The 12,498-nt window shown below is 29.9% G+C and carries 9 protein-coding genes and 1 other annotated feature; of the genes, 7 read left to right on the forward strand and 2 right to left on the reverse strand.

The annotated features are described in order from the left end of the window. The first annotated feature begins 14 nt into the window (after positions 1–14). The 5 genes from ABDZ93_RS09645 (at position 15) to ABDZ93_RS09665 (ending at position 6,810) form a co-directional block, all read left to right on the forward strand. Positions 15–584 (forward strand): pyruvate kinase alpha/beta domain-containing protein, encoded by a 570-nt coding sequence (locus ABDZ93_RS09645; RefSeq protein WP_343825854.1) that lies wholly within the window; start codon positions 15–17, stop codon positions 582–584. Between the two features lie 361 nt (positions 585–945). Beyond that, positions 946–2,529, forward strand: a complete 1,584-nt coding sequence (locus ABDZ93_RS09650) for an ABC transporter substrate-binding protein (RefSeq protein WP_343825856.1) — start codon at positions 946–948, stop codon at positions 2,527–2,529. 275 nt (positions 2,530–2,804) lie between these two features. Further along, positions 2,805–3,028: a binding site (T-box leader), on the forward strand. 238 nt (positions 3,029–3,266) lie between these two features. After that, entirely contained in the window at positions 3,267–4,556 is a 1,290-nt protein-coding gene (gene aspS / locus ABDZ93_RS09655) for an aspartate--tRNA(Asn) ligase (RefSeq protein WP_343825857.1), read from the forward strand. A 427-nt stretch (positions 4,557–4,983) separates the two neighbouring features. After that, positions 4,984–6,369, forward strand: a complete 1,386-nt coding sequence (locus ABDZ93_RS09660; protein ID WP_343825859.1) for a rhodanese-like domain-containing protein — start codon at positions 4,984–4,986, stop codon at positions 6,367–6,369. A gap of 21 nt (positions 6,370–6,390) precedes the next feature. Then, complete coding sequence (locus tag ABDZ93_RS09665; protein ID WP_343825861.1) at positions 6,391–6,810, forward strand: hypothetical protein; 420 nt, start codon at positions 6,391–6,393, stop codon at positions 6,808–6,810. A 97-nt stretch (positions 6,811–6,907) separates the two neighbouring features. On the opposite strand, the gene tpx is transcribed toward ABDZ93_RS09665, so the two are convergent. Beyond that, positions 6,908–7,393 (reverse strand): thiol peroxidase, encoded by a 486-nt coding sequence (gene tpx / locus ABDZ93_RS09670; protein ID WP_343825863.1) that lies wholly within the window; start codon positions 7,391–7,393, stop codon positions 6,908–6,910. Positions 7,394–7,500: 107 nt separating this feature from the next. Next, a complete protein-coding gene (locus ABDZ93_RS09675; protein ID WP_343825865.1) occupies positions 7,501–8,052 on the reverse strand; it encodes a manganese efflux pump MntP in 552 nt (183 codons plus the stop codon). Between the two features lie 643 nt (positions 8,053–8,695). Between ABDZ93_RS09675 and ABDZ93_RS09680 the strand changes: the two genes are divergently transcribed. Further along, complete coding sequence (locus ABDZ93_RS09680; protein ID WP_343825867.1) at positions 8,696–10,489, forward strand: MutS-related protein; 1,794 nt, start codon at positions 8,696–8,698, stop codon at positions 10,487–10,489. A 431-nt stretch (positions 10,490–10,920) separates the two neighbouring features. Next, entirely contained in the window at positions 10,921–12,372 is a 1,452-nt protein-coding gene (locus tag ABDZ93_RS09685) for a flotillin family protein (protein ID WP_343825869.1), read from the forward strand. The last annotated feature ends 126 nt before the right edge of the window (positions 12,373–12,498 follow it).

A 12,498-nucleotide genomic window follows, 5' to 3' on the forward strand; every position in this document is an offset into this window, starting at 1 on the left:
AGGAGGCAATTAGTATGTATTTTGAAAAACCAGGAAAACAAAATACTAAAGATACATTAGAAAGTGCAGTAAAAGTAGCTCGTCAAAGGGGTATTCGGACTATAGTAGTACCTACTAGTAAAGGTAATACTATAGATGAGCTCTTTAAGTTAGATATACATGGTATAAACATAGTGTGTGTTACACATGTTAATGGATTTAAGGAACATGGAGTTCAAGAAATTTCACAAGAAAAACTAGAATTATTTAAAAGTAAGGGAATTAAGGTTGTAACTACAACCCATGTGCTTAGTGGAGCAGAACGTGGACTTTCACGTAAGTTTGGAGGAGTAAACCCTGTAGAGATAGTTGCACACTCTTTACGTATGTTAGGTCAAGGTACTAAGGTAGCAGTTGAAGTCGCAGTAATGGCTTTAGATAGTGGAGTTATAGGATATATGGAGCCCATTATAGCTTTAGGGGGAACCGGTGTAGGAGTAGATACTGCAATTATTATGCGTACGGCCCATGGTTCTAATATCTTAGATTGTAAAATAGATGAATTTATTTGCAAGCCAATCTTATCCGATGACTACCAGCTCTAATACTCCCATCTTCTTCAAAGTGGAAGTATTAGAGCTGCTACGTCCCTGGACAACGATTTCTTAGTATCAAATAAATTGATACTAAGAAGTCTGTTAGTAAAGCTTCAGAGAAGTTAAGAACTCTGTTTATAGTATAATTTTATTTCACTTATTTTAAATTAAATATTCCATTAAGTTTAAAGAGACTGTCTCAAAACAATTTACTAATATAAGATGTAATTTGTTTTGAGATAGTCTTTTTTCATAAGTAAATTTCATAAGCTACATATATTTAAAGAATAATTTATTTTTATGCTTAAAATTAGCTTAAAGTGCAAAAGCTAAGGTAAAAGAAATTATGTTTTATAGCAAGGAGGACATTATGAAATTTAAAAGAATGATTTCTATGTTATTAATAATTATAAGTATGATGAGTTTTACTGGGTGTGGTAAATCTAAAGGGCCTAAAAATGATGAAGGACAAATATCTACTACGGCTGGAGGAAATATAATTGTTCCAGTAACAGAGAAACCAGAAATGGTAAACCCTGCATTTACTAATATAGGAGAGGTTCAACTAGTGTCTAATATAATTTATTCGCCTCTTTTTTCCTATGCTGGCGGAGATATTAGAACTTATCTAGCAGAGTCTGTTGACTTTAAAGATAATAGGGAGATAACTGTTAAACTAAAGAATAATCTAAAATGGCATGATGGGAAACCTATAACTGGAGATGATTTGGAGTATACAATAAATCTCATTCTAGATGAAAATCAAGATTCACTCTTAAGAGATTATTTAGTTATAGATGAAAAACCTATAAAAGTAGAAAAGGTTGATGATTTAACTATTAAAATAACCCTTCCAGTTGAGAATGTAATGTTTTTATATAATCTTTCTAAGGTGGTTCCAATTCCTAAGCATATTTATGAGAATGAAGAAAGAGTTGCTAGCTCTGAGAAAAATAAGGCTCCTATTGGATCTGGACCTTTTAAATTTAAAGAGTGGACTAAAGAAGATAGTATGGTTTTAGAAAAATATGATGATTATTATTCTGGAAAGCCTAAGGCTGATATGATAACAATAAAAGTATTTTCATCAGAAGAAGATGCAGAGGAAGCTTTTAACAAGGGAGAGCTAACCTTAGTTAAAGCAAGTCCAGAATTATATGATAAAGCCTATAAAGGAGAAGAACTGCAATCTTACACCTTTAGTGAAGGGAGATTAAACTATATAGTTTTTAATCAAAATGTTAACTCAATGCAAAGTATAGTGTTTAGAAAAGCACTATCCTATGCTTTAGATAGAAAAGAAATGATAGTTACAGCATATGGAGAATCAGGGTCAGAGAAGGTAGAAGAAGGGAACTCCATTTTAATTAAAGAGGCAGAACTATACATAGAAGATAATATAGAAATATATGATCACGATATAGAAAAAGCTAAAGCATTAATAGAAGAAAGTAGTGTCACTATAAATAACCTTAAGTTAGCATATAATACAGAAGCCTTTGCACATAAGGAGTATGCAGAGATTGTTCAGAAACAATTAAAAGATATAGGGATAAAGGTTGAGATAATACCTTATGAAAATGTGGAATTTTTTAATAAGTTATATAGTAAGGATGATGAATGTGATCTATATATTAATGGATACTCTTTAGGCTTAGCTCCAGAAGATTATAGAAAGATGTTTGAAACAGGTTCATACTATAATCAAACCGGATACACTAACCTTAAAGTAGATGACTTATGGAAGGTAGGGGCTGAAGAAGTAGATGCAGATAAGAGAAAATCAATTTATAGAGATATACAACGTCAGATTGCATTAGATGCAGCTATTTATGCTATAGATTATGAACAAAATCTTATGGTAGCACAAAAAAATCTAGATGGAGTACCAGAAGCTAAACCTACAGCAAATATACTTTTTGAAGATTGGTCAAAGTTACATGTAAATAAGTAATAGAATATGTTAAAGTTAAGTGTTGAAATTGATTTAGTATATTATGATGAATATTATTTTTAAGAATATAAATCAATAATCTGAAATTTTTATTATGTTAGTATCCACAATATCTTGACTAAGTTTACCACAGATGTGGATTGTTGCTTTAGGACAATTGTGGATAAGTCCCATAATGATTTGTTTAAAACTATTAATATCTATATTAAAAAATAAATTATCAAAATATATTGACAATAATCTGGAAAAGTAATAATATATAGAAAATATATATTTATAATTCTTTGAAGGGAAGAGTAAATATTACTAAGTATGTAAAGCGAGTAGAGGATGGTGGAAGCTCTATGAGAACAGTAATATTGAAAGACATCCTGGAGATATTTATCTGAAATGTTAAGTAGGATAAATCGGATTCCTCCGTTAAAGGGATTGAGATGATAAAGTAATTAATACTTAATCAAATTAGGATGGTACCGTGAATATAGCTTTCGCTCCTATAGGAGTGAAGGCTTTTTTTATTCAATGGAATAGAGCTCATTTCATTAAGGTAAGTTTTCTTAGAATACCGGTACTAAGAAAATTAATTTATCCTAATATACAGTAATTTCTAGAGAGTAAAACTCTAAGAAGTTAATAGTATTTAATTACTATATCAGCAAGGGTGGTACCGCATATTTTGCCCCTTGAGCCATTGGCTTAAGGGGCTTTTTTATTATTTGAAATTAGGAGGTATAACAATGGAAAGAGTATTAGTAAATAATTTAGTTAATCATATGAATAAAAAAGTAAAAATATCAGGATGGATTTATCGTATAAGAAAGTTAAAGTCTATTACATTTATAGTATTAAGAGATAGAACAGGACTAGTGCAATGTGTAGCTGAAAATTCCATTGCTGAAAAAATGGATTTTAAAATAGAATCTGTAGTTTCCATTGAAGGTATTATTAAATCGGGAAAAAATAAATTAAATAACTTTGAGATAGAAATTGAAAGTATAGAAATTATTAACTCTACTATGGGAGAACTTCCTATAGAAGTTAATAACAAAGAGCTAAATATTAATTTAGATACTATGCTAAATAATAGAGTATTAAGTTTAAGGCATGAAAAAATAAGCTCTATATTTGGTATTCAAAATATACTAGTTCAAGGATTTAGGGAGTTTTTAAATAAAGAAGGATTTACAGAAATTTTTACACCAAAACTTGTATCTGAAGGAGCAGAAGGAGGAACAGAGGTATTTAAGGTTAAATATTTTGAAAGAGAAGCTTATTTAGCTCAAAGTCCTCAATTTTACAAACAGATGATGGTAGGTGCAGGTTTTGAAAGAGTTTTTGAGATAGCTCATGTATATAGAGCGGAACAGCATAATACCAATAGACATTTAAATGAATATATAAGTATGGACTTTGAGATTGGATTTATTGAAGATGAAACAGAAATTATGGCTATGGAGGAAAGATTATTAAAGTTTATTTTAAATAAGGTTAAAGAAGAAGGAACTAAATACTCGGAGATACTAGAAGTTAAAATGCCAGAAATCCAAGGAGAAATACCTAGGATGAAGTTAAAGGATGCCTTAGATATATTAGAAATAGAATATAATAAAAAGAATTTAGAAGGAGACCTTGACCCAGAAGGTGAAAAACTAATTTATAGATATGCTAAGGAAAAATTGAACTCAGACTTCCTATTCTTAACCCATTATCCAAGAAGAAAGAGACCAATGTACACCATGCCTTGTGGAGAACTGGAGACTCATAGCTTTGACTTATTATTTAGAGGAGTTGAGATAACTACTGGAGGACAAAGAATTCATAACTATAATGAGTTAATAAAAAATATAGAATATAAAGGTCTTAATCCAGCGAATTATAGCAGCTATACCTGTGTATTTAAACAAGGTATGCCACCACATGGAGGCCTTGCAATAGGATTAGAAAGATTTACGGCTCAGCTCTTAGGATTAGAGAATGTAAGAGAAGCATCCCTAATTCCAAGAGACAGAACAAGACTAACACCGTAAGTGACACTCCAAATTTTATATTTGGTCAGTGGAACTTACTCATTCGAACGCATGTGAGAGGGAGTTTCATTACAAGCAAAGCGAGAAAATAATATTAAATACGCTGATGAAGCAGGTACTCTTGATAAAGTTTCGTAGAAATGAAAAATCGATAAAGTAGTTTATATTGAATCACTACTGGGTTTATCCAGAAGTGATTCAATTTTTTTATCTTAGTTATTGGATCACTTAGGACAGTGATGCAATGACATTATGAGATTAGCAACCACAGTAACACTATATCCTCCTATTTAGAATTTAAATAGAAAAAAATTATCTATTATTAAATCAAATTAAAATAAAATGAAAAAATATTTACATACTATATAAAAGGTGCTAAGCTACAAATGGAAAATTGTAAAACAATTAATACTGAGGAGGATAAAATATGAAAAAGTCTATAAAAGTAATGTTAACAGCAGTAGCTTTAACACTATCACTGACAGCACTGACAGCATGTGGAACTAAAGATAAAGCTAAAGACAATGAAGGGTCAAGCTCAGAAGTTAAAACTATATCTACTGAAGAGTTAGCAAAAAATATTAAAGATGATAAGTGGATAGTTGTTGATACAAGAGCAAATGATGCATATAATGGTTGGAAATTAGAAGGTGTTGAAAGAGGCGGTCATATTGAGGGTGCTGTAGAATTTTCAGCAGATTGGATAAATGCGGATACAGAAAAGAAAGAAGCAAGTTTAGCTAAAGATTTAGAAGCAAGAGGAATATCAGCTGATAAAAATGTTATTCTTTATGATGCAAATGGAGAAGATGCAAAAGAAGTAGCTGATTATTTATCAAAAAAGGGATTTAAAAATTTATATACATATGATGTTAAGGAATGGGCTAAGGATGAAAATAATGCTATGGTAGCTTATCCTAATTATGAAATGTTAGTTCCAGCATCATGGGTTAAAGATTTAGTAAATGGAAAAAAACCAGAAACCTATGAAGGAAAAGAATTTAAAGTGTTTGAAGTTTCATGGGGAGAAGAAAAAGATTCTCCAGATTATTTAAAAGGTCATATTCCAGGAGCTGTACATATTAATACAGATGAATTAGAAGAAGGACCGCTATGGAATCGTCTTTCAGATGATAAGCTTATAGAATTTGCTAAAGCAAATGGTGTAACTACAGATACAACTGTTGTACTATATGGTGGAGACACTTGTGCAGCTTCAAGAGCAGCAGTTATATTTAAGTATTTAGGAGTAAAAGATGTTAGATTATTAAATGGTGGAACTAGCAAATGGACAAATGCTGGATATGAGGTAGAAACTAAATCTAATCCTAAGGTTGCAGTAGAATCCTTTGGTGCAGACGCCCCATTAAATAAGAATTATATTGTTGATTATGATAAAGCACTTACAGCAGTAGATAAACCAGAAGAAAATACATTGGTAGATATTAGAAGCTGGGAAGAATATATAGGAAAAACTTCAGGATATAGCTACATTAAAGCAACAGGACGTCCAGTATGTTCTCTATGGGGTCATGGTGGTAGTGATAGCTCTAGCATGGAAGATTTCAGAAATGAAGATAATACCATGGTTAGTGGGGATCAAATTCTTAAGATGTGGAAAGAATATGGTATAACACCAGATAAAAACTTAATGTTCTTCTGTGGAACAGGTTGGAGAGCTGCCGAAGTTCTATGGTATGCTGATGTAATGGGACTTGAAAATATATCCCTTTATGATGGTGGATGGAATGAATGGAGTGGAAACACTGGAAATGAAGCAGGTCCAGTAGCAACTGGAGAACCTCAAAAATAGATATAAAGTTAGGTAATTGATATGATTATGAAAAATATTTTAAAGTGGCTAGGTACTATCGTTCAAATTTCACTAGTTATATTTACAGCAGTGATATATAATTTATCCAATAAGAAAATGGGATTAGTTAGACACTTTTCTTATCAAAATTATAAATGGGATGATTTAAATTTAAGGTTTTATACAATTTGCATATTAGGTTTACTAGTAATTGCATTTATAATCTCAGCCTATATTAAGTATAAAAAGTTAGCTGATTTTAGAAAAACTGTTTCTTTTAAAATAAATATAATATTTATAGCATTAAGTCTTATAGCCACAGTTTTTGCTATAATATCTAGTACAGATAAACTACTGACATACTATGTTTTTGTATTAGCAGCTATATTTATTTTAATAATAGAATTATTAAAAATTAGTCTTCTTCAAGTGAAGAAATAAATTTAGCTAATAGTAATTTTAATATAAGTTTAAAGTCCAGAATGTTGTTATACATCCTGGACTTTTTTAAAACATATTAATTAATAGTTGCATATCCTTACTTCACAGCTTGAAGTGCAGCTTCATAGTTAGGTTCATCAGTAACTTCACTGCAATATTCTGCATAGGTAATTGTATTATCTTCATCTAATACAAAAACAGCTCTAGTAAGTAATCCTAGTTCATTGATGTATACTCCATATCTATCACCAAATTCTCTAGTTTTATAATCAGAAAGAGTAATTACATTTTTAATTCCAGCAGCTCCACACCATCTACTTTGAGCAAAAGGTAAATCCATAGATATAGTGTATATGGTAACATCCTTAAGTTTAGAAGCTTCTTCATTAAATTTTCTAACCTCCATATCACATACACCTGTATCTATAGATGGAACAACTACGAAAATTCTTTTTTCTTTAGTATCTTGTAAAGTAACAGGTAGTAGCTCATTATTAATTAAAGTAAAGTCAGGAGCCTTATCTCCTACTCTTAGTTGAATTCCTTTTAAAGTAATTGGATTGCCTTGAAATGTAATTTCCAAGCATATCATCTCCTTTTAAATTTATATTCCATAGATATAATATGCTCAAATTCATTATTTATTATGAGGTCTATATAAATAACAATATTTTAACTGCAAAAATATTGTTATAAAACTGCCTTTATAGCTATAATAATTAAAATAAATCCTCCTAGTATTTCAGCTTTTTTACCAAGTAAATTTCCACACTTCTTTCCTATGAAGATGGCAAGAAAACTACAAATAAATGTGGTTATACCAATAATACAAATAGCTGGAAGAATAGCAATATTCATAGCACTAAAGCCAATACCTACTGCAAAAGCGTCTATACTAGTAGCTATCGCTTGAAAAAATAAAAGCTTATAGGTAAGGGGTACAGCTTTATTTTCATCTTCTTTTTTATCTGGAAATAGCCCTTCTTTTAACATATTTGCACCTATAAATCCTAGTATAATTAAAACTAAAATACCAGAATATTTACTTAAAATTTCTGAGAACATTCCTCCTGCATAATAACCTAGTAAAGGCATAAATCCTTGAAAGAAACCAAAGAATAAAGGCATAGCAATAATTTTTGATTTAGTAGCATCCTTATACACCATACCATTAGTCATAGATACTGCAGCAGCATCCATACTAAGACATAGTCCTATCATTATAATTTCTATAGTACTCATTAAAAAACTCCTTAATCTTATTTTATTAAACTCTAAGTTATCCTCCTCATACATAATAAAAGACCCATGTATAGCTTAGTTTAAAGTGTTCCCTGTATTAAGGACATTTTAATTAAGCTATACATGAGTCTTGTTCTTTAAGGCAAGCCAGATTAAAAAATTAATCATTATGTTGACTTGTCACGTATAAAAACATTATACGCAAACTACTCCCCCACGATACATTATTTTACTATTATATTATAAAAGCATGAATAAGTAAATATGTTTTATACTTTTATATAATTCAAAGAATAAATTCTATAGCTTATGTTTTCAAAATTATTAATTTATATAAGTTTGATATAAGTAGAAATATTGGATATAATATACATGTGATATAACCGATAGGAATAGAATGGATTAATAACATGATTTAAATACAAAATTAAACATAAAAAATTATCAAAACATCTTATTTGTATATGGAGATTATAACTATATAACTATATAACTAGTTGTTCTGTTCATGCGGGTTTCAAGGGCTTACTATTTTAATATCTTATTTAAGACCATGTAAAACATATAAGAAATTGATACTCTTTTTATTATTAATCTAACTAGCATAATGATTTCAAAATATAAAAAAGTAAGGAGCAATAATGTGGTTGAAGACAAGTTTTTAAGTAAAATAAGTAATTACAATGATGACATTGTTAAATATAAAAAGGAATTTGATAGAATTGGATATCTAAGATTAATAGTAATGATATTAGCCTTATATTTCACCTATAGAGGAGTAAGGGATGGAATGACTAGTAAGGTTTTATTTTTTTCTCTAATTTTCTATGGAGCTTTTGTATGCTTAATAATATATCATAGAAAAGTTAAGGGTAAATTGAAATTAGCTGAGGATATGATTGAAATAAATAATAGATACCTTAAAAGAATTTCTGGTGAATGGATAAACTTTCAAGATTTAGGTGATGAATTTGTAAATAAAGACCATAGGTATGCATCAGACTTAGATATTGTAGGGAAAGAGTCTTTATTTCAATTAATAAATATAACAAATACTTGGCATGGAAGAGAGAGCCTAGCTAAGGCTTTACTAGAACCTAATTACGATAGGGCGGAAATCTTGTTAAGACAAGAGACAGTAAAAGAATTATTTGATGATTTAGATTTTTGTGAGGAAATGGAGCGTATAGGCAAAAATAATAAAAATGGATTAAAAGATCCTAAAAAGCTAATAAGTTATGTAGAAGATAAGGGTGTTCTTATAAAATCAAAATTTATTAAAAAGGTCTTATATTTAATGCCGCTGTTTACAATACCTATTTCCCTTATAATTTTTATATTTAATTTAAATAGTTTAAACTTTTTAATGTACTTTTCATTAATAATTCAAACTGGGGTATGGGTAATATCCACATTAAAAGTAAATCAAGTATTAGAAAATATTAATTATTTTAGAGGAAGTTTAGAGGAATATTTAAATATTTTGAGATTAATAGAAAAAAAAGAGTTCAAATCTAAAAAGTTAAATGATATAAAGGAAAATTTATTTAAATATAATGGGTCAGCAATAGAAGCTATTAAGAAACTTTCTAGTATATCAGAAAAGATAAATATAAGGCAGAGTAACGGATTAATATATATAGCTTTAAATATACTATTTCTTTGGGATTATCAATGCGTATTTTCTCTTGAGAATTGGAAGGCGGAAAATGGAAATAAAATAGAAAATTGGCTTTCTAATATTGGAGTTATAGAAGAACTTATGAGTCTTGCTGTGTTAATTCATATTGATGAAAATGTAGCATTTCCAACAATAAATACTAGTGGTGCTAAAATAGAGGCACAGGATCTTGGGCATCCTTTGATAAGTAAGAATGTAAGGGTTAATAATGATGTAAGTATGAAGGAAAATATATTCATAATAACAGGATCAAATATGTCAGGTAAAACTACATTTTTAAGAACTATAGGTATAAATTTAGTTTTAGCCTATGTAGGTGCACCAGTATTTAGTAAGAATATGGAATGTAGTTTATTAGATATATATACATCCATGCGAATAACAGATGATTTGAAAAATGGGATTTCAACTTTTTATGGGGAATTAATTAGAATAAAGGAAATAATTGAAGGTGCAAAGAACAATAAAAATATGATTTTTCTTATTGATGAAATTTTTAGAGGAACTAATTCTAAGGATAGAATTACTGGAGCAGATGCTGTAATTAGAAATTTAAGCAAAGCTGGAGTTATAGGAGCTTTAACTACCCATGATGTAGAGTTGTGTAACCTTTCAGAATGTAGTGGAATAAAAAATTATCATTTTTCTGAGTATTATAAAGAAAACAAAATATGTTTTGATTATAAACTAAAAGTAGGTAAATCTAATACTACAAATGCTAAATATTTAATGAGAATTGTTGGAATTGAAATTTAATTTCAAGGGTTTTGTGTATTTAAAGAAAATGATGTAATTTCAAGTAATTATTAGGTAATCTTAAGTTGGTATTCTCATGGAAAGTAATATATATGTTATTATTTTCATAATATATATAAGGCATCTTCAAAAAATAAATAAGTCAGAATGCTCGTCTATTTTGTGTTATCTGATGACTACCCGCTCTAATACTCCCATCTTCTTCAAAGTGGGAGTAAAGAGCGGCTACGCCACTAGATAACGATTTCTAAGCCTCAGTGGGAGTAAAACCCCCTCTGAAGCAAAGAACTCTGTTTATACTGCGTCAACAGAACCCGTAGATAGTGCTACTATCTGCGGAACCCGTTTCCTTGTCTAACTCAAAATATACTTTCCATCTTTGACTTATTAATTATTTTCAGATGCCTAAAATAATTAGGGGGAAAGTGTAAATGGGAAAACTGTTAGAAATTATTACTGACAACTTAGGATGGATACTTCTTGCATTAGTAATCATTTGGCTTATTTGTATTACTTGGAAGAAAGCAGCACAAGACAAAGCTATTGTAGTTACAGGACTTAAGAGAAGGGTTATAAGTGGTAAGGGAGGATTTGTAGTTCCATTCTTCGAACAAACCAATAGATTATCACTTGAAAATATGAAGGTTGAAGTAAAAACTCATGAATCTTTAGATAGTAATGGAGTGCCTATAGATACTGATGGAGTAGCTATAATAAAGGTTAAATCAGATTCTGCTAGTGTATTATTAGCTATGGAGCAATTTAATACTGGAAAAGAAAGAGAAACTATTGAAGTAATGAAGGGAACTGTACAGGATGTACTGGAAGGTAAACTAAGAGAAATAGTTTCAAAAATGAGTATTGAAGAGATATACAAAGACAGAGAAATGTTTGCAAATGAAGTTGAAAATGTTGCAAAATCAGATCTTGAAAAAATGGGCCTTGAAATAAAAACTTTCACAATTAGGGATATAGACGACACTAAAGGATACCTTCAAGCACTTGGGGCTAAACAAATAGCAGAAGTTAAGAAAAATGCAGCTATAGCCGAGGCAGAAGCAAAGAGAGAAGAGATGCAAAAAACTGCAGAAGCAAAGAGACTTGGAATGGAAGCACAAATATTTGCAGAAGCTGAAATTGCTAGAGCGAATAAAGATAAGGAATTAAAAGTTCAATCCTTTAAAGAAGAAGAGAAAAAGGCACAGGCTAAAGCAGATTATGCTTATGAAGTTGAAAAGAATATAGTTCATAAGAAAGTTGTAGAAACTCTAAAAGATGCAGAATTATTTGAAGAACAAAGACAAACTGATATAGCAGAACAACAAGTACGTAAAAAAGAGAAAGAACTTGAATCTACAGTTAAAAAAGTAGCAGAAGCTGATAAATATAGAGCTGAGCAAGCAGCAGAAGCTGAAAGATTTATGATGATTAAGAGAGCTGAAGCTGAGGCTGAAACAATAAAAATTAAAGGTATGGCAGAAGCAGATGCTATAAGGTTAGTGGGAGAAGCTAATGCAGATGCAATGAAGGCAGAGGCAGAAGCTATGAAGAAGAAGGCTGAAGCTTATAAAGAATATGGAGAAGCAGCTATTATTCAAATGTTGACAGATAAGCTTCCAGAGGTAGCAAAGAATATAGCAGAACCATTATCTAGAACTGAAAAAATGGTTATTATAGATAATGGAGGTCAAGGTGGAGCAGCTAAGGTATCAAAGAACATAGCAAATATCATGGCTGAAGTTCCAGAAGTTATCAATTCTTTAACTGGTATAGATCTTGTTGAGATTGTAAAGGGAATAACCTTAAATAAGAAAGATGAAGATCTAGACGATGATGAAGAAAAAGCTATTATAGAACCTGAAACTATAGAATTAGAAGTATAAGAGAATTCTACAATAGGATAAATATTTATTTATGTAATAAACAGACTCTAGGCTATTAATTTACAGCCTAGAGTTTTTATTTGAATAAAAAGTATAGAATATTCCACAAGAAATATGAAATTTATA

Origin of the sequence: Clostridium subterminale (genome assembly GCF_039521425.1) — a bacterium.
GTDB classification, from domain to species: Bacteria; Bacillota; Clostridia; order Clostridiales; family Clostridiaceae; genus Clostridium_J; species Clostridium_J subterminale.

Coding starts and splice junctions, on each gene's coding strand:
- ABDZ93_RS09660 (WP_343825859.1), top strand. CDS start 4,984: ATGAAAAAGTCTATAAAAGTAATGTTAACAGCAGTAGCTTTAACACTA.
- ABDZ93_RS09645 (WP_343825854.1), top strand. CDS start 15: ATGTATTTTGAAAAACCAGGAAAACAAAATACTAAAGATACATTAGAA.
- ABDZ93_RS09675 (WP_343825865.1), bottom strand. CDS start 8,052: ATGAGTACTATAGAAATTATAATGATAGGACTATGTCTTAGTATGGAT.
- ABDZ93_RS09650 (WP_343825856.1), top strand. CDS start 946: ATGAAATTTAAAAGAATGATTTCTATGTTATTAATAATTATAAGTATG.
- ABDZ93_RS09685 (WP_343825869.1), top strand. CDS start 10,921: ATGGGAAAACTGTTAGAAATTATTACTGACAACTTAGGATGGATACTT.
- ABDZ93_RS09665 (WP_343825861.1), top strand. CDS start 6,391: ATGATTATGAAAAATATTTTAAAGTGGCTAGGTACTATCGTTCAAATT.
- aspS (WP_343825857.1), top strand. CDS start 3,267: ATGGAAAGAGTATTAGTAAATAATTTAGTTAATCATATGAATAAAAAA.